Source organism: Arthrobacter sp. ZGTC412, assembly GCF_002929215.1.
Taxonomy (GTDB): domain Bacteria; phylum Actinomycetota; class Actinomycetes; order Actinomycetales; family Micrococcaceae; genus Arthrobacter.
Genome location: NZ_PJII01000004.1, coordinates 22,631 through 46,657, shown reverse-complemented (window position 1 = coordinate 46,657; position 24,027 = coordinate 22,631). Strand labels below are relative to the sequence as shown.

Genomic DNA, 24,027 nt, shown 5'->3' with positions numbered 1-24,027 from the left:
GCACCGGTTCCTTCTTTTCGTCGTCATGGAGACAACTGCACTACCCACCCTTTTTGCGCAGTAGCAAACTTAAGCAGTAGCAAAGGACCGATCATGGATCAGCAAGTAGCCTCAACACGCCTTGCCCAGGAGCAAAGCAAGCATCTACAGAAATCACTCGGCCGCTTCGACATCCTGTTGCTGGTGGTCGCGGCCGTCATCTCAGTGGAAGTCCTGGGGCAGGTCTCCGGTTTCGGCGGAGAGACCTTCACCTGGACCCTCATCCTGGCTGTCACCTTCATGGTGCCGTATGGCCTCATCTTCGCCGAGACTGGCGGCGCTTTCACCGAAGAGGGCGGCGTTTATGTCTGGACCAAGATGGCCTTCGGCCGGGTGACCGCCGCCATCACGTCCCTCTTTACGTGGGTGACGCAGCCCGTGTGGGTGGGCGGTGCCATGGCGTTCGTCGCCGTGGAAACGTGGTCAGAATACGTGGGTCACGTGGAAGCCGGCAGTGCCGGTGACTACATCTTCAAGTTGCTGTTCATCTGGATCACCGTAACCTCGGCCATCGTCAGCCTGAAACACGGCAAGTGGCTGCCCTCGCTCGGCGCCATCCTCAAGGTCCTGTTTCTGACGTTCTTCATCGTCGTCACCCTGGTCTATGGACTCCAGCACGGTTTCAACGGACTGGACCTTGGCTTCTTCTCACCCACCCTGGCCGGCTTCCTTGGCGTCACACCTCTGCTGCTCTTTTCCTTCCTCGGTTTCGAGTCCGGCAACAGCGCCGCAGGAGAGATGAAAAATCCAGCCAAGGACGTCCCCATCTCCATTGCCCGCTCCTCCATGATCGCGGCCGCCAGCTACCTGCTTCCGATCCTGGCCATTCTGCTGGTGGTACCTCTCGATGAGATCACGGGGATTGGAGGGCTTTTCGGCGCCGTGGCAACGGTCTACTCAGTCTTCGGCCCGGCCGCTGAGGCCATGCTTGCCGTTTCAGCCGTGGTCTTCTGCTTCATCCTGGTTTCCCAAGGGGCCGCATGGATGATCATCAGCGACCGGATGCAGGCCATGGCTGCGGCGGACGGATCCTTCTTTGGCGGGTTCTTTGGCCGCTTCCATCCCAAGCTGGGAACCCCGATCCGCGTGAACACGCTCTCCGGTGTGGTGGCCACACTGTTCATGCTCGCAGCAATGCAGCTCAGCGGCACCAGCAGCGCACTGTTCGGCGTGGTCCTGTCCATCGCAATCTCAACCTTCCTGCTCAGCTACCTTCTGGCGATCCCCGCAGCTGTGAAGCTGCGGAGCAAGTACCCGCTCGCTGACCGGCCCTTCAAGGTTCCCGTCTCCGACGCAACATTCCGCGTCCTCGGCTGCATCTGCTTCGCCTGGATCCTGATCGGCTCCTGGGTGGCCATCTTCCCGGGAACCCTGGACATGCTCTTCGGCCTGGAATACAACTTCGAGGAGACTTGGGGAGTCTCGCAATTCACCTTCGAAGCCTTCGCCCTTGGCACCCTCGGCTCCATCCTTGCCCTGGGGATCGTGGGCTATATCCGGGGCAGGAAAGTACGTGAAGCCGTCTCACCGGGGGCCACTGTCGAGGATGCCGGAATCCTCCTGCCCTAAGGCTGACTAGCCGGAGCAGGGATCCTGCCCGAACCACCTGAAGAACTTCTCCCGGCGGCGGTGTTCTGCGAAGGTTGTCAGCCAGCAATCCGAGAACACCGCCATTGGATGCGATAGATATGCCGGTGCCAACACCGCAGCCAATAACGAAAGAACACCTATGAGTAACCCCTTCCTCCTTGAAGTAGCAGTCACAGAACCGACGGAGAGAGATCAGAAGCTTGACGCCGCTGTACGGCTCGCCATGAAGCACGCCATGGAAAGACGTCAAGGGATCCTTGTGACTCAGCGCAGCTACCGCCACTACGCGGTTTCGGTCAGCCCAGACGTACCATTCGGGCAAACACGCGAGCGGCGGGAACCACGCCGGCCTTAGTTAGCGGGAGCTCAACAGTGAGAGCCCGAGGTGCGGCGCTTCGATCGGGAAAAGTTGTTTGTCCTTCGGGATGTAACGGATTCTTTCTCCAACCAGGTACGCACCGGAGTTGCCCACGACGACGCGACGGCTGTCGTTGATTAGGGCGGCGTCTCCTGGGATGGCCCGGAGCGCAGGCATAAATATTTCTTCAAGCTTGCGAATCCTGATGTCGCAGCCGGCCACTCCGGCGAATTTTCCGCCTACCTGGATCGGCGCTGTGTAAGTGAGAATGTATTCGTCCAAGCCCAGATAGTCGACGTAGGGGCCCCACATGGACCGCTCCCCTGTACGGCTTGCCGAGGTGAAGAAGGGCATGTTCTGGTAGTCGTAGAACCGCTCCCCGCCAGGAGTGAGATCGAATTCCAACTTTTCAATACCTTGTGTACGGGCAGTCCACCACTCAAGGACGCCGTCTGGGTTCTCAATGGCCTCTGCGGAGAAAATGACTCCCGCCCCAACAGCGAAACTGTGCTCTCCCAGGAACTCTTTGGACATACTTTCAAGCGCAGTGATGTCTCTTGGGGAGACCTTGAGAGGGCTTGGGCCGTTTGTCCACAACGCCGCCGTTTGGGCTGCGAACTTGTCGATGTCAGTGCCGAGTGTGTTCGTCCACGCAGCTATTTCCTTAGCAGCCTTGACCGCAGGGGTAGTGGTTGTCATGGGCGCTCCTGCTGATCCGTCGGGTAGCCGAGGGACAATTTCGCGTCCACCAGATGGTGAACGTCATGCCGGATGTGCTCCAGCACTAGCTGTTGAGCGTCCTCAGGTGCGTCGTTTGCAATGGCGCGGGCCAAGGCCAGGTGCTCGGCAGCCACCTGTTCCGGGTTGCGGGTCAGTGATTCGGGCGCCCACAGCGCTTGAACTGTCTCGGCCTGCAGTCTTATCTCTGCATTAGTAAGCCGGGGGGATTGCGCCAAAACCGCCAGTTCGATATGGAATCTGCTGTCGGCGCGTGCTTGCAGTTCCGATTTGTCCGTCATGACAACGCCTCGCGCAAGCTCCAAAAGCCTGTTGATCTCGTGTGGTTCGGCTCGTTCGCAGGCCAGTCGTACGGTGGCGGCGGCGATAGCGGCGTGCTCGTCCCCCACGTCCCGAATCTCGGCAATGGACGTGTCCTGGAACCATTTTTTAATGACATCGGCGGATGTGAAGGGTTGCTTGACAACGAACGTGCCGCCACTGCGCCCCCTCCGCGTGGCAACAATCCCCTGATCGCGAAGGTCGGACAACGCCTCTCGGAGAGTGGACGGTGCAACGCCAAACATTTCCGATAGTGCCGTTTCGGGGGGAAGCCGCTCGCCAACCTTCAGCAGGCCAAGGGCGATCGCCTTGGAGATCCGGTTGACGATGGCTTCAGAGCGCTCTGTTTCCGGCAACGCCCGGTACACCTGGGCTTGGAAAGCGGTGGTAGATGCCAAGAACGACTCCATGGGAAATAGGGACAGCAGTAACTCTAATCCGGGCACCGACGGGCTGCCCGCCGATGCAGCGCCGATCCGACGACCTCGCTTAACTCTCCTTCATGCCTCTCCCTTGCCGGCAAGACCTTCTGGCTCCGCTACTTCTGAAGTGTACTGCAGATCTGAAGAAAAGAATGGAAACCATAGTTTATTCAGCCCTGATCGCCAGATGGAACCGCAGGATTGGCATTAGTTGGCGATTCGGGGGCGGGGCTTGCGCAACTAAAGATATGAAACTATGGTTTTTACGACGTGGTCCCGCTCACAGGTAGCGGTGTGACCGACTAGAAGGAGTCCAATGCGTGTAGAAATACCTGAATCTGTTGGGGAGGCTGTGGTCGATGACGACGCTCAGCATCTTGCCAGCCTTGGTTACTCGTACGAGAGGCAATTCAAGCGGGAGATGACGTTTTGGGGGAACGTCTCGCTGGGGTTCACGTACTTGTCTCCGGTAGTAGCGATCTATTCCTTGTTTGCGGCATCCCTGAGCGTTGCCGGGCCACCGATGTTTTGGTCGCTGGTCATCGTGGGGGTCGGACAACTCCTGGTTGCAACGGTTTTCGGTGAAGTGGTGGCGGCATATCCAGTGGCTGGCGGAGTCTATCCGTGGTCCAGGAGGCTCTGGGGCCGCAAATGGGGTTGGATGAATGGTTGGGTCTACTTGGTGGCGCTCCTGACCACTATCGCCAGCGTCGCGTATGGCGCGGGCCCGTTCCTGAGCACCCTGGCCGGCATGGAAAGCAGCGTGGACGCCACGATCCTGTGTGGTCTGGTGGTCATAGCACTCGCTACTGTCCTGAACCTTGGTGGCACCAAGGTGTTGAACGCCGTGGCAATGATCGGTCTGCTGGCAGAGCTCGGCGGTGCCCTGGTGGTGGGGATCTGGTTGCTTGTTACCGCGAGGCACCATGACCTCAGCGTCCTGTTCCAGACGTTCGGTGCAGGGGAAGGCAGCAACTATTTCTTTGCGTTTGCGGCTGCCGGACTCATTGGCATTTTCCAGTACTACGGTTTTGAGGCCTGCGGCGATGTAGCGGAGGAAGTCCCTAACCCGGGCCGCACCATCCCCAAGGCCATGAGGATGACCATCTACATCGGCGGTTTCGCTGCCATGTTCGTCTGCCTGTCCCTCATCCTCGCCGTTCCCGATTTCGCTGCCGTGATCTCAGGGACCGAAACGGACCCGGTTAGCAACATTCTCCTTTCGGCGTTCGGCCCAATCGGCTTCAAGGCAGTTCTCGCAGTCGTCCTGATCTCGTTCCTCTCATGCGTGCTGAGCCTGCAAGCGGCAACCTCCCGCCTTGCCTACTCGATGGCCCGTGACGGAATCCTTCCGGCCAGCAAGCTCCTGAGCACGTTCAGCGAATCCCGCCATGTGCCTCCTTACGCCCTGCTCCTGGCCGGGCTGGTGCCGGCACTCATCGTCATCGGATCCAAGGTCTCCAGCGACGCGCTGACGGTAATCATCTCCTTCGCTGCCATGGGCATGTACATGGGGTTTCAGATGGTTGTCCTTGCCGCGCTTCGGGCACGCATCCTGGGCTGGAAGCCCAACGGAGCTTTCCAGCTGGGCGTATGGGGCATTCCCGTAAATATCGCAGCTCTCGCCTGGGGTGTGCTTGGCATGGTCAACATGGCCTGGCCGCGGACGCCGGAAGACGGGTGGTTCGGCAACCACGTGGTCCTGATCTCCGCCGTCACGGTGGTCGCGATTGGTCTGGTGTACATGGCGTGGAAGAAGCCGCACCTCAAAGGCGACGCTCCGGCGGCTGATGCAGTTCCAGCGCTTTCGGCCCGTTGATCGCATTCGAAGGACGAAAGGTAACAAAATCAGATGTTGATCACCGGCATCAAAAGCCGACCTGTGTACGACGAGCTGACGCCAATGGCGAGCGGCCTTAACCACCTCGCTGCCGCCCAGGGCAGCGGTGGAAAACCCCTGGTGCGCCTGCTCGGGGCGATGACCCCCGAACAGTTGGCGGCGACTACCGTTCTGTATTCAACAGAATCATTCACCGCCCAGAACTATTTGTTTGACCTACAACAATTCAGAGTGCGCGAGCTGGCCGTGTTCGCAACGAACGCGGACGCGGTCCGCGGACTCGACGCGTCCCTCGCGACGGCAAAGATGGGCACCCGGCTGTACCTGTCCGGTTCTGAGGGGTTCATCGGCACGTCAATGCAGGTGGCTACCTCTTACGGCATGAACCGGGACGAAGTGCTGCGCGAGCACGCCGGTTCCTTCGTGAGGCGCGTGTGGTGTGCGCACTGTGGCCACTATTCCGAGAATGTCACCCACAGGGTCTTTGTATGCCCGGGCTGCGAACTGAATTTGATCGTTCGCGATCACTACTCCGGGAGGCTCGCGGCCTTCCAAGGAGTGAAAGCAGACAGCGAAGTACCCGGCGAAATGCCGGAAAATGAGGAGTTGGATACGTGAGCGAGTCCCAGCATGGAGCCCTGCGGCTCCGGGTCAAACGGATCGAAGCGGTGACCCCGGAAATCAACCGGTACACCTTCGGCGCAGCCGACGGCTCCTGGCTCCCTCCCTTCTCGGGCGGCAGCCACATCACGGTCCTGATCCAGGCCGATGGAGACACCAGGCGCAACGCGTACTCACTGATGAGTTCGCCTTACGACACAAGCGAGTACCAGATAGCTGTCCGCAGGGTGGATGACGGCAAGCGCGGCTCGCTGGCCATGCACAACAACATCCGCGAGGGCGATGTTCTCCTCGCGGGTATTCCGGCGAACCTTTTCCCGGTGTCAAAACATGCACGGCACCATCTCTTCATCGCAGGGGGCGTGGGCGTCACCCCCGTCTTTGCCCAGCTCGAAGAACTAAGCCTCAAGGGGAGTTCGTTCGAACTGCACCTGGCCGTTCGCGGCGCCGAGCATGCTGCCCTTGGTCATGAGCTTAAGGAGCGTTACGGCGAGCGGGTCACGCTGTACGGCCATGACGGCCAATCCCGGCTGAACACGATGGACGTCCTGGCAGGACGGCCACTCGGTACGCACGCCTACGTTTGCGGGCCAACGCGAATGATCGATGACGTGGTCGGTTCCGCCCATGCCCTTGGCTGGTCAGACTCGAACATCCACTTCGAAAGGTTCGAGGACCTGGGATCCACCGGTGATCCCTTCTCCGTGACCCTGGCACGCTCCGGAGCCGTTATTGAGGTCTCTCCCGAGCAGTCGCTGCTGGAAGCAGTCGAGGAGGCAGGCCACAAGCTGCCCTACCTCTGCCGGGGAGGCGCCTGCGGGGAGTGCGAGACCGAGGTCCTGGAACTTGATGGCACCATCGATCACCGCGACGACTGGTTGTCCGAGTCGGACCGGGCAACATGCAAGCTCATCATGCCCTGCGTTTCGCGGGCGACCTGCACAAAACTCGTCATCAACGCTTAAGGAAAAACCACATGACCGCGATATCTGGATCAGCCGCCTTCAAAACGGATGAAGCATACACACCGGAAGGTAAGTACCTCTTCCGGAACTCGCCCGAGGGTGTTCGCCGGCTGCCATTCCCGTTCCCGGACGACGATTACATGTACTCCATGAATCTGGAACCACACGTTCCCGCCGGAGACGGTGCCCTGAGAGCCGCATTCGATATTGACGAACACTACGTGTCCGAGTGCGCCCATCGCGCCCAGATGCTAAGTGATATGCCGGGCGTCCACTACCTTGCACTGCCGCACATGCTGGAAGCGCAGTGGGATTTGCTCGAGCTCATCTTCGAGTCCTATGCCAGGGATTTTCCGGAACACTTCACCCTCACAAAGAACGGAAACGAGTGGCGGTGGCAGAACCGGCTTCTCGGAATCGATGATTCCTTCACGTTCGGTGATCCGGCCACCTTGCCGATGGACCCGATGGAGTACGCCACCCGGCAAGCACAGGGCGAATTCGTAGTCCTCGAGGAAAAGGACAACACACTCGTTATTGGTGCGGGCATGACCACCCAGCGGGCCGACTACTCGCTGAAGTTCAATCTGGGCATGAGCTTCTTTGAATTCCACGGCCCAGTGCCGAAGCTGCACGAAATGGGCATCCTGGACAGGGCTCTGAAGTTCCTGCTGCGTATGAAGGCCGGTCACCCCGTCAGGAGGGTCAACTGGTCCCTCACCGTCAACCCGCGTCTCGAGACCTCAGTGGAGACGCTCCCGGAATGGGCGCCTGACCGGACAACAGTCACCAGCGAAAACGCAGGAGAAAAGGTATACCTGCGCATCGAACTGCAGCCTCTGCACCGGCTGCCCCGATCAAATGCCATAGTGTTCCCCGTCCGTACTTACCTGGTCAGCCTGGCTGAGCTGGTGGAGTACGCTCCCGACTGGGCAAAGCGCATACATCGGGCCCTCGGTTCGCTGGACTCCGAACTCGTCGACTACAAGGGTTTCCACCGCTACCACGCTGCTGCGGTCGAATGGCTTTCCCGCCACGACGACGGTGCACCCCTGGCATCCGGCTACCCCTGGGCCCCGGATGGAATCCAGCCCAACGCCCACTGATCCAGTCCACGACGTCGTGGCAAGAGACGGAAAGAGCAGCCAAATGAAAGTGGAACCCGCAACACGTACTGCGTGGGCCCAAGTTGAACTTGGCACCGAAGTTTCACTCTCCAACAACGGCCAACTCCTGCATCACGGGACAGTCGTGGCCAAAACCACGAGTGGTTCGGCTCTGTGGATTCTTTCACCCACGCTGGAGCGCCGCATGTATCGCAACAACACGGGGCATCACCTGACCGTGGAAAAAGCATCCACCGGCAACCGGTTCACGTAGCAGCCCTGACTACATCAGACCTTGGAAACCAGGAACCCGTCAGAAAAGCAACACAACAAAGGAGCATCATGTCCCGTTACCGGGTTCAGAACCCTGCCACAGGTGAGGTCGTCGAGACCTTTGAAGCAGCTTCAGACGAACAGATTCAGCAAGCCATGGCCAGTGCTGATGCCGCCTACGGCCAGTGGCGGGAAAAAAGCATCCAGGACCGGGCTGCCGTTGTCCGCCGCATCGGTGAGCTGTTCGAAGAGCGCAAGGAAGAGCTCGCCAGGATCATCGCCCAGGAGATGGGCAAACCCCTGTCAGAGGGCGTCGAAGAGGTCGAGTTTGCCGCTTCAATCCTTGACTACTATGGCGTGCACGGCCCCGGCCTCGCTGTTGACCAGGAAATTCCCAGCACTGTTCCGGGCAAGGCGATCATCGAGAACTGCCCGGTGGGTGTATTGCTCGGCGTCATGCCTTGGAACTTCCCGTATTACCAGGTGGCCCGCTTCGCTGCGCCCAACCTGGTCCTCGGCAACACCATCCTGCTCAAGCACGCAGACATCTGCCCCCGTTCGGCACTGGCAATCCAGCAGATCATGGAAGAAGCTGGTGTTCCCGCAGGTGGCTACACCAACGTCTTTGCCACACATGACCAGATCGCTGCGATGATCGCCGATCCGCGGGTGCAGGGCGTATCCCTTACAGGCTCCGAGCGCGCCGGCTCCATCATCGGAGAGCGGGCCGGCAGGCACCTGAAGAAGGTTGTGCTCGAACTCGGCGGATCGGACCCGATGATTGTTCTCGATTCCCATGACCTCGCATCGGTCGCTGCGGACGCCTGGAACTTCCGCGTCTATAACGGGGGCCAGGTGTGCAACGGCAACAAGCGGATGATCGTCATGGAGGATATCTATGACGAGTTTGTGGCCCAGCTTATGAAACTCGCGGACGGGCTCGTACCGGGTGATCCCCTGGACATGCCGGAGGGTGCCTTTGGTCCGCTTTCCAGCAGGGCAGCTGCGGAGCAAGTGAACGCCCAGGTGCAGCGGGCCGTCGCCGAGGGCGCCACTCTTGAAGTCGGCGGTGTCCTCTCCGAGGGGGAGAGTGCTTACTTCTCACCCGCCGTCCTTACGGGTATTTGCCGCGATTCGGCTTCCTTCCGTGAAGAGATTTTCGGGCCTGTGGCGATTGTGTTCAAGGTATCAAGCGATGAAGAGGCTCTCGAGCTGGCCAATGATTCCGACTTCGGCCTGGGCGGCTCAGTCTTCTCGACCGATAAGGCACGTGCGGCGAAAATTGCGTCCCGCCTGAACGTTGGCATGGCGCACGTCAACATCATCGCCGCGGAGGCAGCGGAACTTCCGTTCGGCGGCGTGAAGCGCTCAGGCTTTGGCCGTGAGATGGGTCCCTTGGGCATGGGTGAGTTCGTCAACAAGCGCCTGTACTTCGTGGCCGAGTAATGGGGTAACCGTGTCCGTTACCAGTCCTGCCCGATCGCCCGTTCATCCCCCTAAGCCCCTTGCACGCTGGTCCTCCCAGGCGCCTCACCGGCCTTCGATGGCAAAGCTTGCTGTAACCACCCTTACGAGCGTTGCCGCCCTCGCATGCCTGGTGCTGCTGGGCAAGCTGTCGGGCCACCTGCTGCTCATCCCTCCGATGGCCGCGTCCATGGCACTCGTGGCCGCGGCGCCCCATCTGCCTCTTTCCCAGCCCCGGAGCGTGATCGGGGGCCAGATTGTTTCCGCCTTAGTTGGTGTGGGCACGGGGTTGGTCAGCCACTCGTTCTGGGCCGCCGCGGTTGCGGGCAGTCTGGCTATCGGAGCGACTTTGTGGCTGAGGATGCCTCATTCACCGGCGGCTGCCACCGCAGTCATCGGTACCGTGGCAACCACTGGGCAGGTGTCCTTTGTGGTGTGCTCCGGTATTGCCGCATGCATCCTCGTCGGGTTTGGGATTCTCGGGTCACGGCTCCGAGGAGCGACGTACCCAACCTATTGGATCTGACAAGGAAGGGTAGCTGTCAGAGCCTGACCGCGGACAGCGTAGCCAGCGGGCCCAGTGGCCGGCGGCTACGCTGTCGGAGAACCAAGCCAACTTCTCTCGAACATCCTCGGCCCCGCCCCAGCCGCCGGACGTAAACTGACCTTCGCATCACGTCCCGTGAGCCCTGGACCAGGAGCCGGCATGCTCTGGAAGTTGCTTGTTGAATACCTGCGGCCGCACCGGCAGCTGCTGATCGCCGTCGTGATTTTCCAGCTGGCGCAGTCCATCGCGTCCCTGTACCTGCCCACGCTGAATGCGGACATCATCGACGAGGGCGTGGCGAAGGCGAACATCGGCTATATCCTCAGCCTGGGCGGCGTGATGCTCGCGATCACCCTGGTGCAGATCGTGTGCGCGGTGATCGCCGTGTACTTCGCGGCGAAGGCGGCCATGGGAGTGGGCAGGGACCTGCGCGGCGCCGTCTTCGCGAGGGTGGGGGAGTTCTCCGAGCAGGAAGTCACCAGGTTCGGCGCACCCAGCCTGATCACCCGTTCCACCAACGACGTCCAGCAGGTCCAGCAACTGGTGCTGATGTCCGCCACCATGCTGGTCACCGCCCCCATGCTCAGCATCGGTGGGGTGATCATGGCGGTGCGGCAGGACGTGCAGCTGTCCTGGCTGATCGCCGTCGCCGTCCCGGTCCTGCTGATCGCGGTGGGCCTGCTCACCGTCCGGATGGTGCCGCTGTTCCGGAAGATGCAGAAGCGGATCGACACCGTGAACCGGGTCCTCCGCGAGCAGCTCACCGGCATCCGCGTGGTGCGCGCCTTCGTCCGCGAGGACATCGAGACGGAGCGCTTCGCCCGCGCCAACGAGGACGTCACGGACACCGCCCTGCGCGCCGGCCGGCTGATGGCGCTCGCGTTCCCGGTGGTGATGCTGGTGCTGAACGTCTCCAGCGTGGCCGTAATCTGGTTCGGCTCGTTCCGGATCCAGGACGGCTCCATGCAGGTGGGCACGCTGATCGCGTTCCTGAGCTACCTGCTGCAGATCCTGATGTCGGTCATGATGGCCACGTTTATGGCCGTGATGATCCCGCGCGCCGCCGTCTCGGCCGACCGGATCGGCGAGGTCCTCGCCACCGAGTCCAGCGTCCGGCCGCCAAAGAATCCCGTAAGCAGCGAGGTGCGCCGCGGTGAGTTGGAAATGCGCGACGTCGGATTCGCCTACCCGGGTGCCGACCAGCCGGTCCTCTCCGGGATCAGCTTCACCGCCAGGGCGGGGCAGACGACGGCGATCATCGGCAGCACCGGCGCGGGCAAAACCACCCTGGTGAACCTCATGCCCCGGCTTTTCGACGCCACCACCGGCTCGGTGCGGATGGACGGCGTGGACGTCCGCGAGCTGCACCCGGACCTGCTCTGGGGGCACATCGGCCTGGTCCCGCAGCGGCCGTACCTGTTTACCGGCACCGTGCGCAGCAACCTGCTCTACGGCAAGCCGGACGCCACCGAGGACGAGCTGTGGGAAGCGCTCCGCATCGCCCAGGCCCGGGACTTCGTGGAGCAGATGGACGAGGGTCTCGATGCCCCGATCTCGCAGGGCGGCACCAATGTCTCCGGCGGGCAGCGGCAGCGGCTCGCCACCGCACGGGCCCTGGTGAAACGGCCCGAGCTGTACATCTTTGACGACTCGTTCTCCTCGCTGGACACCGGCACCGACGCCCGGCTCCGCCAGGCCCTCAAGCGCAGCACCGCCGGCGCTACCCTGGTGATCATCGCCCAGCGCGTCTCCAGCATCGTGGACGCGGACCAGATCCTGGTGCTCGACGACGGCAGGATCGTCGGTCGCGGAACGCACAGCGAGCTGCTGGAGACGTTGGAGACGTACCGCGAAATCGTGTCGTCCCAGCTTGCGGCGGAGGAGACGGTATGAGCCCCGAACCCTCTCCCGCAACCGGCGCCAAAGCCGCACCCGCCTCCACAACCGGAGGCGCCGACGTCGTACGCATTCCCCGCCCGGCAGGCGGACCGGGGAGGGGCGGACCTTTTGCGGGGATGAACGTTCCGGCGGAGAAGCCGATGAACTTCTGGCCGTCCGCCAAACGGCTGCTGGGGAAGCTGCGGCCGGAACGGGCGTGGCTGCTGCTGGTGTTCGTCACGGCGGTGGCCGGAGTGGCGCTGTCCGTGATCGGGCCGCGGCTGCTGGGGGAGGGCACCAACCTGATCTTCGCCGGGGTGGTGTCCCGGGACCTGCCGGCTGGGACCACCAAAGAGCAGGTGATTGCGCAGCTGAGGGCGGCGGGGGAGAACCAGCAGGCGGACATGCTGACGCCCATGGCGCTGACGCCGGGGCAGGGGATCGACTTCGCCGCGCTGGGCAGTGTGCTGACGTGGGCGCTGGTGCTGTATGTGCTGTCGTCGGCATTTATGTGGGTGCAGGCGTATGTGCTGAACGGGGTGGTGCAGCGGACGGTGTTCGGGCTGCGCGGGGAGATCGAGGCGAAGATCCACCGGCTGCCGCTGCGGTATTTCGACTCGATCCAGCGCGGTGAGCTGCTGAGCCGGGTGACGAACGATGTGGACAACATCTCCCAAAGCCTGCAGCAGACCATCAGCCAGGCGGTCACGTCCGTGCTGACGGTGCTGGGCGTGCTGGTGATGATGTTCATCCTCTCGCCCACGCTGGCGCTGATCGCGCTGGTGACCATTCCGCTGACGCTGGGGATCACGGCGCTGATCGCCAAGCGCTCGCAGAAGCTGTTTGTGGCGCAGTGGAAGAACACGGGGGAGCTGAACGGGCAGATCGAGGAGACGTACACCGGGCATGCGCTGGTAAAGGTGTTCGGCCGGCAGCGCGAGGTGGAGGAGCGGTTCCGGCAGAAGAACGCGGAGCTGTACGAGGCGAGTTTTGGAGCGCAGTTCATTTCCGGCCTGATCATGCCGGCCATGACGTTCATCGGGAACCTGGTGTACGTGGGGATCGCGGTGGTGGGCGGGCTGCAGGTGGCGTCCGGGGCGATGCAGCTGGGCGACGTGCAGGCGTTCATCCAGTACTCGCGGCAGTTCACCATGCCGCTGGCGCAGCTAGGGTCCATGGCGAACGTGCTGCAGTCGGGGGTGGCGTCGGCGGAGCGGGTGTTCTCGTTGTTGGATGAGGACGAGGAGTCTGTGGAGCCGGCCCCTTCTACTGGTCCCGTGTTCGGGCGGGGGCGGCTGGTGTTCGAGGATGTCTCGTTCTCCTACTCGCCGGACAAGCCGCTGATCTCCGGGCTTTCCCTAGTGGCGGAGCCGGGGCAGACGGTGGCGATTGTGGGGCCTACCGGGGCGGGGAAGACCACGCTGGTGAACCTGATGATGCGGTTCTACGAGCTGGATGCGGGGCGGATAACGCTCGACGGCGTTGACGTCACCTCGGTGCCCCGGCGCGAGCTGCGCTCGCGGCTGGGGATGGTGCTGCAGGATACGTGGCTGTTCGGCGGGACCATCCGGGACAACATCGCTTATGGGCGGCCCTCGGGTACTGAGGATGAGATCTTGGAGGCCGCCCGGGCGACGTACGTGGACCGGTTCGTGCGGTCACTGCCGGACGGGTACGACACCGTGCTGGACGACGAGGGCGCCAACGTGTCCGCGGGGGAGAAGCAGCTTTTGACGATTGCCCGGGCGTTCCTGGCGCGGCCTTCCGTGCTGATCCTGGATGAGGCAACTTCTTCAGTGGACACCCGGACGGAGGTGCTGGTGCAGAAGGCGATGAGTGCACTGCGGTCCGACCGGACTTCTTTTGTGATCGCGCACCGCCTCTCCACGATCCGCGACGCCGACCTCATCCTGGTGATGGAGGCCGGCCAGATCGTGGAGCAGGGGACGCACGCTTCGCTGCTGGCTGCCGGCGGGGCTTACGCGCGGCTGTACGAGGCACAGTTCGCGGCTCCAGTGGCGGAGGTTTGAGATTCATCCATGCCCGTTTGGAGGCCTTGCGCAGTTACCCCTCACAGAAACTAAAACACTTGTGACGCAGTGATGGCGCCATTCGAATCAGTTGCTGGCACGTACTTGAGGGCTGCGCGGTAGGGCGATTCGATCTGGTCGAGTCTTTTTCACCCGAGATACTGTTGCTAGTTTGACTGGATGGATGCTGCCACTATCGGCCTCGTCGGGGGCCTTGCCGGTGTGCTACTTGGTGCCTTCCTGACCTATGTCCTTGATCGCAGGAAGGCCGTGTCTGTGCGGCTTCACGAGTCGCGAATAGAGGCTTACAAGCTTTTTGCCACTACCGCCATGGAGTATCGCCGGGCAGTCATGGATCAGTGGTTTGAAGACCATCAACTGCAAGAGTGGACGGATGACGATGAAGTTCACCGGGCGCGCAGTTCGGCATGGTCTGCCTACTATGGCGTTCGCCTCTTGACCGGAGATAAGCGCCTGGGTGATTCGGGGCGGCAGATTCTGGAGAGAATCACGGCGCTGAAGGACGTAGCAAACCGGGAAGAACTAAACCGCCTGTGCGAGGACTGCCGTGATGAGGTAGACAGGTTCGTTGAAGTGGCTCGGGCAGATGTTGAAGTTGCGTCGAGAACTTTATGACAGAACTGTGCCCTGACCCCATATCGAAATCGAGGGTGTCCCCAGTAAAGTCGGTTCCTATTCTGGTCGCTCGCTCTCCTAGACATTTGCCTGGGTAGGCTCCCGTTCCGTCCGGACACCGCGAATCTCCTCCCTCAGTCTTGTGCGGAGCCGGGACAGACTGTGGCGATCGTGGGGCCCACGGGAGCAGGCAAGACCACATTGGTGAACCTGATGATGTGGTTCTACGAGCTGGATGCGGGGCGGATAACGCTCGACGGCGTGGACGTCACCTCGGTGCCACGGCGCGAGCTACGCTCGCGGCTGGGGATGGTGCTGCAAGAGACGTGGCTGTTCGGCGGGACCATCCGGGACAACATCGCGTACGGGCGGCCTGGTGCTACTGAGGCCGAGGCTCTGGAAGCGGCGCGGGCGACGTATGTGGACAGGTTCGTGCGCTCGCTGCCTGAGGGATGCGACACGGTGCTGGAGGATGAAGGGTCCAATGTGTCTGCGGGGGAGAGCAGCTGCTGACGATTGCCCGGGCGTTCGTGGCTCGGCCGTCTGTTTTGATCCTGGACGAGGCGACGTCTTCGGTGGATACCCGGACCGAGGTGCTGGTGCAGAAGGCGATGAATGCGCTGCGGTCTGACCGGACTTCTTTTGTTATTGCCCACCGCCTGTCCACCATCCGGCGACGCCGACCTTATCTTGGTAATGGAGGCCGGGCAGATCGTGGAGCAGGGAAGGGATGCAGCACTGTTGGCCGCCGCAGGGGCTTAACGCGCTTGTGCCGAAGCGCAGGTCTCGGCTCCTGTGGCCAAGGTTTTGAGCGGCCCGCCTAGGGCCAGTACGTCTTTATCTTGTCGGCACGCACAGCGACGGCGCCGGAGGCATGTTGATAGAAAAGAGCATCGCTGAAGTCACCAGCAGCTACTCCAACCGCAATTCACGGCTCCTGTCGAAGCGCCCCTTTGTGCCCATCCAGATCCCTTAGCGGTCGGTCGCATTGCCAGAAGCTTTGAAAAAGTCATCGAGGTTTAGCACGGCCCTCCTGAGGGCACGAAGGTCTTGCAGGGGTACGTCGACGTAGCCTTCCGATCCGTCCTCTCCTTGCAAAGGAAGTGTTCCTTGAGGAGCATTTTGTGTGCTGATCAAGTCGACATAGGCACCGTAATCGATGACGTAAACATCAAATCGCTCGCCAGGAGCGTCCTGCGCGGAATACCCACGCTTTACTAGGTGTAAGACCCGTGCATCGAACAGTATGACCAACGGGCGGGCATTGCGGTCCTTTTGATTAACGAGGAATCCGCGCGCTCTCTTGCCTCGGATCACTTCATCGATGATCCAGTTCAGAAGCCCCTGTGCTTCGGGCACGTCTGCAAGTGCTCGTTCCTTATCATTCTGGAACCATTGACGAGCAGCCTTTCGAACGTCAGGTATAGAGATTTTTTTTACTCCCGCCCGCCAGGCTGCATTGGCGGCGATGTTGATTGCGTCCCTGGGTACACCCTCTGCGGCGCGAACCAGCTCATCAAATGCACGACTATCGGTGAAAGCTTCCTTTATCAGGTCGGATTCACGATTGAGGCCGAGGTCAACACGTTCATCACCTCCAGCTGTCAGGTGTTTGAAGAACAAGCTTCGAAAGAAAGAGCGCGCTTTCTCCTCCTCCTGTTCGAAGACCATAAAATCGTCTAGATTGAGGTTGGCCGACATGTCGGCCCCAACCTCAATGCCGATCATCGATCCGTTCTCAAGCTGTTTCCTGAATGCGGATTGCTGTTCAATCGCCGCGATCTTGACCGTAAACGGTTGAAGCGGAAGGACACACCGGACAAGGAAAGCGCCCAGGTAAGGCTGGGTCTCCAGTGGGACACTGGTCCACTCGTCAAGAAGAAGCCAGATACGTCTCGCTGAGACGCTGTCTGCCAACGCGCGAAGGGCCCTCGCAACATCGGAAAAGTTGAGGGAGACGCGCTCCTCTCCGACCCATTTGTCCGTAGTCTCAGTTTGCTGTTCCAGCTCATCAGAAGCGCCGAATGTCGCCGAAAACTTCGGCATTGTGCCCGTCGCCGACGCACTGACGCTAGCCGAACCTTTCTGCTGTGCACGCTCGCTGTCTTGGATGGTCCGTTCGACTGGCCCTTTCACACGAATTCCGCTGATGGAGTCAAGAAGAGAGTCGAGAGCGTTCACGAAATTTGCGTTGCCCACGAGACGGTCGTCATCTAAAGCGGCACGAAGGATTTCATCATGAACCTGATTCAACAGGTCAACGAGAAGCCGGGCAGTGCGCTCCACCGCACTAACACTCTGGCCGTCAAAGACTCCCTCGGCAGAACCGATAGTCCGTAGATCGACGTAAATCGCGATGTTGTCCTCGTCGCCTCGCACAGAGGTCAGATACCGCAACGCATGGGTTTTTCCGGTTCCGCGACGACCGTAAATAATCTGGTGATCGACCGTATCAAGGGCCTGACCCACACCCGAATCTTCGAAGGTTGATCGAAGTTCGGCCTCGGCACGTGACTCTGCCCGCTTCGGGATCTTGTTGAGGGCAGCATTAATAACTGACGGCGTAGGCATGGGATGACAATACCTCTTTCCTTTTCCAGCGTCACTTGTACTTCACATGCGATAACACCTCGCGCACCAGCCGACCCAGTCAAAATGCGTGTAGAAAAATACCGCTATTATCCAAGCACGCCATGAACGATGAACAGCATCGCTGGCCCACCAGCCGGAGGAAATATGCCCCACCCAGCCAAGAAAAAACTATCCAAGAAACGGAGCCTTGGCGTTCATATCAAAATGAACACCGAGAATTTCTCGCGAAAGATGCTCTCAATCGCTGTCAACCACAGAGACGGCGGAGTAATGGTTACCCCGCACCTTCAAAACTGGGGTGACATCGTCACCTCAGAACTGACTGTTCCTGCATCGGGAGGGCTTGTGCCGGATGAGGCCGGCTACGTCATTACCGGCCCGGACAACAAGCCCAAGCTCCATTATCATCGGTCAGGTATGTCATCGGTCCAACCTCAAAAATTCATGGGTGGAGAGGGAAGGAAGACTATACATCTTCCATCCCTGGACGAGCTTGACGGTGTGCAGATCTTTTCAGTCGCCGCTCGGGTGCCTGCGAAGCTGCCCTGGGATCAAAAAGTGAACAAAGGAGACATATTCAACATCATGGACTTAGCAGGAGTGCGCACACTTCTGCTTAGTGCTGTTATTTACGACCGCAATAAGATTCCCGCTGGAAGTGTCGGCGGAATGGACGCCATAGATCCGGTGTCCTTCGCGTCCAATCACAACAATGCAGTTCTGGTTGACCTGTCTGGATATGGACTGGAGGCCGTACTCGTACTGCACTTCAGGCCTATGCCGGAGACGCTGCCTGATTTCGCAGCTGACTTCAGCTTGGTCAGTTTTCATCAGGACCGGCTCACTACCGACGGTGGTGTGGCGATACATGACGGTCCTGGCATCCCTTATGCCGCCCTTCTCCACCCAATCCCAGCGGTCCATGAATTTCACCAAACTAGCGCCCTAGATCCTGTAATATCCACCATTGAAAACAGGCCGCCTCCGCCAGGTAACGCGTGATGACAACAGCGCTTGTCTTGCAGGCGACTGCAGAAAGCCTCACGACAACCCCGCGGAGCGCGGCGGAATAACGCCACTGGCAAGAACAGAGTGCGAGCGGTAACACATATGGACGGTGGTATGTCCAAATGACTGCAAGGTTGGTGAGCCCAGCGTCTTAATCCACCGGACAGGGGGGGCAGATCCGGGTGCCCAAGCCGGATAGAGACATCTGCGTTAAGTTGCAGCTGGCAGGCATCAATGCGTCATTAGCTCGTACAAGGTTCTAGCCTACGTTTTCCAATGTCGTTTCTAAGCCCAGTTCGTGTCCGACGATATGGTAATCAGGGGCAGGTGTGCCTTCAGGCGCACAAGTACGTGGAGTCGCGGCTTCTGCGGTGACGGTCTTTGGTGATGTCACCGCCAGACCATTCCGCGAGTCACATGAGCCTATAAAGCCGCCCGCACGCCGTCGTAGTACACGGACACACAGCGCAACGTTCCAGCCCCCACACGTAACCTGTTTAGATGCCTCGTTTTGCGCTTGATATTGACTCCGTGCCCCGCCCTGCCCGTTCGCAGGAGCTCCTGGACGCTGTGAACCACCGGGTGGTCATTGCCGATGGCGCGATGGGCACCATGCTCCAGGGCCGGGATTTGTCGCTCGAGAAGGACTTCCTGGGCCTCGAAGGCTGCAACGAGATCCTCAACGACACGCGCCCCGACGTCCTCGCAGACATCCACGACGCCTACTTCGCCACCGGCATCGACGCCGTGGAAACCAACACCTTCGGCGCGAACTGGTCCAACCTCTCCGACTACGGCATCGACGACCGCATCGAGGAACTCGCCCGCAAGGGTGCCGAGATCGCCCGCGACCGCGCCGAAGCGGCAGAAAAAACAGACGGTCGTATGCGCTGGGTCCTCGGCTCCATGGGCCCCGGCACCAAGCTCCCCAGCCTCGGCCACACCAGCTACGACTACCTCAAGCAGACCTTCGCCCTGCAGGCCGAGGGCCTGATCGACGGCGGCGCTGACGCCTTCCTCATCGAAACCAGCCAGGACCTCCTGCAGACCAAAGCCGCCGTCAACGGCTGCAAGCAGGCCATCGTCACCCGCGGCATCCGGCTCCCCATCTTCGTCGAGGTGACGGTTGAAACCACCGGAACCATGCTCATGGGCTCCGAAATCGGCGCCGCGCTCACTGCACTCGAGCCGCTCGGCGTCGACGCCATCGGCCTGAACTGCGCCACCGGCCCGGACGAGATGAGCGAGCACCTCCGTCATCTTTCCAAGCAGTCCTCGGTGGCTATCGCCTGCATGCCCAACGCCGGCCTGCCCATCCTCGGCGCCAACGGCGCGCACTACCCGCTCACCCCCACCGAACTCGCCACCGCGCACGAGCAGTTCGTGCGCGAATTCGGCCTGGGCCTCGTGGGCGGCTGCTGCGGTACGACGCCGGAGCACATGGCCGCCGTCGTCGAACGCCTTGCGCCCTTCCGCACCCAGGAGACGAAAGCCAGCAACGGCAGCGGCCCTGCCCGCGTCCCCACCGAGCGCGAAGCCGGCGTCGCCTCCCTATACCAGCACGTGAACTTCGACCAGGACGCCTCCTACCTCGCCATCGGTGAGCGCACCAACGCCAACGGCTCCAAGGCGTTCCGCCAGGCGATGCTCGAAGAGCGCTGGGACGACTGCGTGGACATCGCCCGCGAGCAGATCCGCGTCGGCGCCCACCTGCTGGACGTCTGCATTGACTACGTGGGGCGCGACGGCGTGGCCGACATGAAGGAAATCGTTTCACGCTTTGCGTCGGCCTCCACGCTCCCGCTGGTCATGGACTCCACCGAACCGGCCGTACTTCAGGCCGGACTCGAACACATCGGCGGCCGCCCGGTGGTCAACTCCGTCAACTACGAGGACGGCGACGGCCCCAACAGCCGCTTCGCGCGCATCATGCCGCTCGTGAAGGAACACGGCACCGCCGTGATCGCCCTGACCATCAACGAAGAGGGCCAGGCCCGCACCACCGAAGGCAAGGTTGCCATCGCCTCACGCCTCGTCGACGCCCTCGTGGGCGAATGGGGAATGCGCGTCGAGGACATCATCGTCGACTGCCTCACCTTCCCCGTCGCCACCGGCCAGGAAGAAACCCGCCGCGACGGCATCGAAACCATCGAAGCCATCCGCCAGATCACCACGAAGTACCCCGGCATCAACACCACACTCGGCGTCTCCAACGTGTCCTTCGGCCTCAACCCGGCAGCGCGCGTCGTCCTGAACTCCGTGTTCCTGCATGAGGCCGTCCAGGCGGGCCTGACCAGCGGCATCATCGACGCCGCCAAGATCGTGCCGCTCGCTTCGCTCCCGGAGGAACAGCGCAAAGTAGCGCTGGACCTCGTCTATGACCGCCGCGAATACGACGCCGAGGGCAACACCACCTACGACCCCCTGGCCATCATGCTGGACATGTTCGCCGGCGTCGACACCGCAGCGCTCAAGGACCAGCGCGCCGCAGAACTCGCCGCCCTGCCCACGGGCGCACGCCTGGAACGGCGCATCATCGACGGCGAAGGCAAGGGCCTGGAAGCGGACCTCGACCTGGCGCGCAGTGAGGGCATGACCCCGCTCGGCATCATCAACGACCACCTGCTCGAGGGCATGAAGGTGGTGGGCGAGCGCTTCGGGGCCGGCGAGATGCAGCTGCCGTTCGTGCTGCAGTCCGCTGAGGTGATGAAGAACGCGGTGGCCCTGCTCGAGCCGCACATGGAGAAAGCCGACTCCTCGGGCAAAGGCACCATGGTGATCGCCACCGTGCGCGGCGACGTGCACGACATCGGCAAGAACCTGGTGGACATCATCCTCACCAACAACGGGTACAAAGTCATCAACATCGGCATTAAGCAGGGCATCGCCGAGATCATGGCCGCAGCGGAGGAGCACAACGCGGACGTGATCGGTATGTCCGGGCTGCTCGTGAAATCCACCGTGGTGATGAAGGAGAACCTCGCGGAACTCCAGTCCCGCGGCCTGGCGAAGAAGTGGCCGGTGATCCTCGGCGGGGCAGCCCTGACCCGCGCCTACGTGGAGCAGGACCTGGCGGAGCAGTTTGATGGCGTGGTCCGGTACGCCAAGGACGCCTTCGAGGGCCTTGCCCTCATGGAGCCGCTGGTGCGGGTCGCCCGCGGCGAGTCACCGGACGACGTCGGCCTGCCGCCGCTGAAAAAGCGCATCCACAAAGGAGGCGCAAAGTTCACGGTGACCGAGCCGGAAGCGATGCCCGGCCGGTCCGACGTCGCCGCCGACAACGCCGTGCCCGCCCCGCCGTTCTGGGGCACGCGCATCGTGCGTGGCGTCTCGCTGCACGACTACTCGGCGTTCCTCGATGAGCGTGCCACGTTCATGGGTCAGTGGGGGCTCAAGCCCGGCCGCGGCGAGGACGGCGCCTCCTACGAGGAACTGGTGGAACGCGAGGGCCGGCCGCGCCTGCGGTACTGGCTGGACCGCATCCTCGGCGAGGGAATGCTCGATGCTTCCGTCGCCTACGGCTACTTCCCCGTGGTCTCCGAGGGGGAGCAGGTAGTGGTGCTGCACCACGGCACGGACGACGACGGCGTCCTGGGCGCCGCGGGACTGCTCGCCCCCGATGGTGGTTCAGGCGGCCCGATCGGCACGGACCGGCTGCGCTTCGACTTCCCGCGCCAGCGCCGCGACCGGCACCTGTGCCTCGCCGACTTCGTGAAGTCGCGCGAATCCGGACAGATCGATGTGCTGCCGGTGCAGCTGGTCACCGCCGGCTCCAAGATCGAAGAGTTCACCTCCAAGATGTTCGCCGCCAACCAGTACCGCGACTACTACGAGCTCAACGGCCTGGTCATGCAGCTCACCGAGGCGCTGGCGGAGTTCTGGCATGCACGCATCCGCAAGGAGCTTGGCTTCGCGGCCGAGGAGCCGAAGGACACCGCAGGGTATTTCAAGCTCGACTACCGCGGTGCCCGGTTCTCGCTCGGCTACCCCGCGTGCCCGGACATGGAGGACCGCCGCAAGGTGACGGAGCTGCTGAAGCCCGAGCGGATGGGCGTGATCCTGTCCGACGAGCTGATGCTGCACCCCGAACAGTCCACCGACGCGTTTGTGTTCCACCACCCGGAGGCGAAGTACTTCAAGGTGTGAGCTGTGGCGGAACAATCAGCTTCCGCGTATTCGTCCCCGATTAGGTCCGCTCAGCGATCTCTTTTAGTCGCTGCAAGCCAACCTGCCACATTTTTTCAAACTCAGCCGCCTGTTCTTCATCAGTATCGCTGTCAACAAGGAGTTCAGTCATGCCATCTTTTTCTGTAAACGTATAGTTCTCATACGCTGGCGCCCATTTTCTGGCTTCGTCACTGGTTGTATCTTCGACTCCATCGTTCATGATTCCCAGGTGTTCAATGGAGACAAATTCAAAGGGTCGGCATTTGGCAATCCTGCTGACCATGCCGCCTGTTGCACCAGTTTCAGGATCATGTCCAAGAAAAAGCATCTTCGAGCCCTCTTCCCAGGCACCTTCAAAGTAGGAACCTTCGCTGAATGCCGATGTCCACTCGCGGTACGTCTTATCGTCAAGCATCGCGCGCCAAACTTTTTCCTTTGGCGCATTGATCATTATTGAGAAGTGTTGGGTCTGCATCGTCATACCTCCCGTATTTACAGCTTTTCCTTGGACCATTCCCCCAGCCGCGAACCTCTGATGTTCCTCGGAGCCTCAGTCCGCGTCAAGACCACCCGGAGACGAAGTACTTCAAGGTGTGAGCCGGGGTCATAAGCGGCAAAATGTCCTGACCTGCGCATACACTGCCACCTACACCACATGGATGCGTCCAAAGGCTCTGGTCGACGCCATCGCAGGGCTTAACGACGAGCAACGGGCCCGCTACCTCGAGCCGCCGTACACCGTTGGCAGTGCGATGATTTGGCCCGTGAGGAAGCAGGACCGACCCACCATAAACCAGGCACGAGGGACAAGGTCACGGATATCTGACCGGATCGACCTGACCCTTGAGTGCATCCGGCGTCACTATGCAGGAGAACCGGAGAGCCCGCTTGCCGATGTCATCAACGCCTACGCGGACTTCTTCGCGCTCTTCGGGCAGCGGGAGGAAGGGTTCAGGTGCTTTGTGGACTTCTTCCACTTTCAGGACCTGGTGACGCCCGACTACAACGAGGTACGGTTCTTCCTGCCGTTCGACAACTTCCTCCGTCGCGGGACACCGGCCACGACGGAGGAGTACGTGGAGTACAGGGAGAACGTACTGGATTTCATCAACAAACGGGGGCAACGGATGGCCAAGTGGGTCAGAGAGAACCACCCCGACATCGAGGTTCGCGAGTAGTACCCTACAGGTTCAGCGGCCTCAGACCCTTCGTTGAAGTCGGTCCCTGGCTTGGGTGGAATGAGCCTTCGCGGCTTGCCCGCCTAGGCTGGAGACCGGCTTCACCCGCCGGAGCGCGGCGAGAACCGCCCGGCGCGAAGGTTGCTGACCTATCTGAACGTGGTCCCGGCCTTAGGGCTGATGCCGGATGGTCGGTGCAGCCACTGTCAGCGGACGACGAGGTCCCTGTCAACATACGAACCCGGGCGATTTTC

General features: G+C 61.3%; 18 protein-coding genes and 1 pseudogene. 15 read left to right on the top strand and 4 right to left on the bottom strand.

Annotated elements, in window-relative coordinates:
• Nucleotides 1–93 precede the first annotated feature (93 nt).
• Entirely contained in the window at nucleotides 94–1,608 is a 1,515-nt protein-coding gene (locus tag CXQ88_RS06940; protein ID WP_104043441.1) for an APC family permease, read from the top strand.
• A gap of 376 nt (nucleotides 1,609–1,984) precedes the next feature.
• Here CXQ88_RS06940 and CXQ88_RS06930 read toward each other — a convergent pair whose 3' ends face one another.
• Together CXQ88_RS06930 and CXQ88_RS06925 are read right to left on the bottom strand one after the other, a co-directional pair.
• A complete protein-coding gene (locus CXQ88_RS06930) occupies nucleotides 1,985–2,686 on the bottom strand; it encodes a cache domain-containing protein (protein ID WP_104043439.1) in 702 nt (233 codons plus the stop codon).
• On the bottom strand, nucleotides 2,683–3,444 hold the full coding sequence (locus CXQ88_RS06925) for a FadR/GntR family transcriptional regulator (protein WP_104043666.1): 762 nt from the start codon (nucleotides 3,442–3,444) through the stop codon (nucleotides 2,683–2,685). The genes CXQ88_RS06930 and CXQ88_RS06925 overlap by 4 nt, the downstream gene beginning before the upstream one ends.
• 340 nt (nucleotides 3,445–3,784) lie before the next feature.
• On the opposite strand from CXQ88_RS06925, the gene CXQ88_RS06920 reads away from it, so the two are divergent.
• From CXQ88_RS06920 to CXQ88_RS06870, 11 genes and pseudogenes are all read left to right on the top strand, one after another.
• Nucleotides 3,785–5,287, top strand: coding sequence for an APC family permease (locus CXQ88_RS06920; RefSeq protein WP_104043438.1), 1,503 nt, complete (start codon nucleotides 3,785–3,787; stop codon nucleotides 5,285–5,287).
• Between the two features lie 33 nt (nucleotides 5,288–5,320).
• Nucleotides 5,321–5,926 (top strand): dimethylamine monooxygenase subunit DmmA family protein, encoded by a 606-nt coding sequence (locus tag CXQ88_RS06915; RefSeq protein WP_104043437.1) that lies wholly within the window; start codon nucleotides 5,321–5,323, stop codon nucleotides 5,924–5,926.
• Complete coding sequence (locus tag CXQ88_RS06910; RefSeq protein ID WP_104043436.1) at nucleotides 5,923–6,894, top strand: PDR/VanB family oxidoreductase; 972 nt, start codon at nucleotides 5,923–5,925, stop codon at nucleotides 6,892–6,894. The genes CXQ88_RS06915 and CXQ88_RS06910 overlap by 4 nt, the downstream gene beginning before the upstream one ends.
• Nucleotides 6,895–6,905: 11 nt before the next feature.
• A complete protein-coding gene (locus CXQ88_RS06905) occupies nucleotides 6,906–8,000 on the top strand; it encodes a heme-dependent oxidative N-demethylase family protein (RefSeq protein ID WP_104043435.1) in 1,095 nt (364 codons plus the stop codon).
• Between the two features lie 43 nt (nucleotides 8,001–8,043).
• Nucleotides 8,044–8,274, top strand: a complete 231-nt coding sequence (locus CXQ88_RS06900; protein WP_104043434.1) for a hypothetical protein — start codon at nucleotides 8,044–8,046, stop codon at nucleotides 8,272–8,274.
• A gap of 68 nt (nucleotides 8,275–8,342) precedes the next feature.
• Nucleotides 8,343–9,719, top strand: a complete 1,377-nt coding sequence (locus CXQ88_RS06895) for an NAD-dependent succinate-semialdehyde dehydrogenase (RefSeq protein ID WP_104043433.1) — start codon at nucleotides 8,343–8,345, stop codon at nucleotides 9,717–9,719.
• A gap of 97 nt (nucleotides 9,720–9,816) precedes the next feature.
• Nucleotides 9,817–10,263 carry an HPP family protein gene (locus tag CXQ88_RS06890; RefSeq protein ID WP_104043432.1) on the top strand — a complete coding sequence of 149 codons (447 nt, stop codon included), beginning with the start codon at nucleotides 9,817–9,819 and terminating at the stop codon, nucleotides 10,261–10,263.
• 180 nt (nucleotides 10,264–10,443) lie between these two features.
• The gene (locus CXQ88_RS06885; RefSeq protein WP_104043431.1) at nucleotides 10,444–12,177 is read left to right on the top strand and encodes an ABC transporter ATP-binding protein; all 1,734 of its coding nucleotides are present in this window, start codon (nucleotides 10,444–10,446) and stop codon (nucleotides 12,175–12,177) included.
• The gene (locus CXQ88_RS06880; protein ID WP_104043430.1) at nucleotides 12,174–14,192 is read left to right on the top strand and encodes an ABC transporter ATP-binding protein; all 2,019 of its coding nucleotides are present in this window, start codon (nucleotides 12,174–12,176) and stop codon (nucleotides 14,190–14,192) included. The genes CXQ88_RS06885 and CXQ88_RS06880 overlap by 4 nt, the downstream gene beginning before the upstream one ends.
• Before the next feature lie 180 nt (nucleotides 14,193–14,372).
• Complete coding sequence (locus CXQ88_RS06875; protein WP_104043429.1) at nucleotides 14,373–14,828, top strand: hypothetical protein; 456 nt, start codon at nucleotides 14,373–14,375, stop codon at nucleotides 14,826–14,828.
• 115 nt (nucleotides 14,829–14,943) lie between these two features.
• Nucleotides 14,944–15,590 (top strand): annotated as a pseudogene (locus tag CXQ88_RS06870) (ABC transporter ATP-binding protein); the annotation flags it as partial.
• A gap of 210 nt (nucleotides 15,591–15,800) precedes the next feature.
• Here the strand turns inward: CXQ88_RS06870 and CXQ88_RS06865 are convergent.
• Complete coding sequence (locus CXQ88_RS06865; protein WP_219816305.1) at nucleotides 15,801–17,399, bottom strand: hypothetical protein; 1,599 nt, start codon at nucleotides 17,397–17,399, stop codon at nucleotides 15,801–15,803.
• A 129-nt stretch (nucleotides 17,400–17,528) separates the two neighbouring features.
• Here CXQ88_RS06865 and CXQ88_RS21525 point away from each other — a divergent pair, with 129 nt between their 5' ends.
• Both CXQ88_RS21525 and metH read left to right on the top strand, forming a co-directional pair.
• Nucleotides 17,529–18,422: a hypothetical protein gene (locus CXQ88_RS21525; RefSeq protein WP_146069169.1), complete on the top strand. Its 894-nt coding sequence runs from the start codon at nucleotides 17,529–17,531 to the stop codon at nucleotides 18,420–18,422.
• 507 nt (nucleotides 18,423–18,929) lie between these two features.
• Nucleotides 18,930–22,574: a methionine synthase gene (metH, locus tag CXQ88_RS06855; protein ID WP_104043427.1), complete on the top strand. Its 3,645-nt coding sequence runs from the start codon at nucleotides 18,930–18,932 to the stop codon at nucleotides 22,572–22,574.
• 40 nt (nucleotides 22,575–22,614) lie between these two features.
• On the opposite strand, the gene CXQ88_RS06850 is transcribed toward metH, so the two are convergent.
• Nucleotides 22,615–23,076: an SRPBCC family protein gene (locus tag CXQ88_RS06850; protein WP_219816304.1), complete on the bottom strand. Its 462-nt coding sequence runs from the start codon at nucleotides 23,074–23,076 to the stop codon at nucleotides 22,615–22,617.
• Between the two features lie 178 nt (nucleotides 23,077–23,254).
• Here CXQ88_RS06850 and CXQ88_RS06845 point away from each other — a divergent pair, with 178 nt between their 5' ends.
• Entirely contained in the window at nucleotides 23,255–23,773 is a 519-nt protein-coding gene (locus CXQ88_RS06845; RefSeq protein WP_181037433.1) for a DUF6994 family protein, read from the top strand.
• Nucleotides 23,774–24,027 lie beyond the last annotated feature (254 nt).

What these genes read in the sequence shown, in the direction of transcription:
- CXQ88_RS06905 (WP_104043435.1), top strand. Translation starts at nt 6,906, where the DNA reads ATGACCGCGATATCTGGATCAGCCGCCTTCAAAACGGATGAAGCATAC.
- CXQ88_RS06920 (WP_104043438.1), top strand. Translation starts at nt 3,785, where the DNA reads ATGCGTGTAGAAATACCTGAATCTGTTGGGGAGGCTGTGGTCGATGAC.
- CXQ88_RS06930 (WP_104043439.1), bottom strand. Translation starts at nt 2,686, where the DNA reads ATGACAACCACTACCCCTGCGGTCAAGGCTGCTAAGGAAATAGCTGCG.
- CXQ88_RS06845 (WP_181037433.1), top strand. Translation starts at nt 23,255, where the DNA reads ATGCGTCCAAAGGCTCTGGTCGACGCCATCGCAGGGCTTAACGACGAG.
- CXQ88_RS06900 (WP_104043434.1), top strand. Translation starts at nt 8,044, where the DNA reads ATGAAAGTGGAACCCGCAACACGTACTGCGTGGGCCCAAGTTGAACTT.
- CXQ88_RS06895 (WP_104043433.1), top strand. Translation starts at nt 8,343, where the DNA reads ATGTCCCGTTACCGGGTTCAGAACCCTGCCACAGGTGAGGTCGTCGAG.
- CXQ88_RS06880 (WP_104043430.1), top strand. Translation starts at nt 12,174, where the DNA reads ATGAGCCCCGAACCCTCTCCCGCAACCGGCGCCAAAGCCGCACCCGCC.
- CXQ88_RS06940 (WP_104043441.1), top strand. Translation starts at nt 94, where the DNA reads ATGGATCAGCAAGTAGCCTCAACACGCCTTGCCCAGGAGCAAAGCAAG.
- CXQ88_RS06915 (WP_104043437.1), top strand. Translation starts at nt 5,321, where the DNA reads ATGTTGATCACCGGCATCAAAAGCCGACCTGTGTACGACGAGCTGACG.
- CXQ88_RS21525 (WP_146069169.1), top strand. Translation starts at nt 17,529, where the DNA reads ATGAACAGCATCGCTGGCCCACCAGCCGGAGGAAATATGCCCCACCCA.
- CXQ88_RS06850 (WP_219816304.1), bottom strand. Translation starts at nt 23,076, where the DNA reads ATGACGATGCAGACCCAACACTTCTCAATAATGATCAATGCGCCAAAG.
- CXQ88_RS06865 (WP_219816305.1), bottom strand. Translation starts at nt 17,399, where the DNA reads ATGCCTACGCCGTCAGTTATTAATGCTGCCCTCAACAAGATCCCGAAG.
- CXQ88_RS06890 (WP_104043432.1), top strand. Translation starts at nt 9,817, where the DNA reads ATGGCAAAGCTTGCTGTAACCACCCTTACGAGCGTTGCCGCCCTCGCA.
- metH (WP_104043427.1), top strand. Translation starts at nt 18,930, where the DNA reads ATGCCTCGTTTTGCGCTTGATATTGACTCCGTGCCCCGCCCTGCCCGT.
- CXQ88_RS06885 (WP_104043431.1), top strand. Translation starts at nt 10,444, where the DNA reads ATGCTCTGGAAGTTGCTTGTTGAATACCTGCGGCCGCACCGGCAGCTG.
- CXQ88_RS06875 (WP_104043429.1), top strand. Translation starts at nt 14,373, where the DNA reads ATGGATGCTGCCACTATCGGCCTCGTCGGGGGCCTTGCCGGTGTGCTA.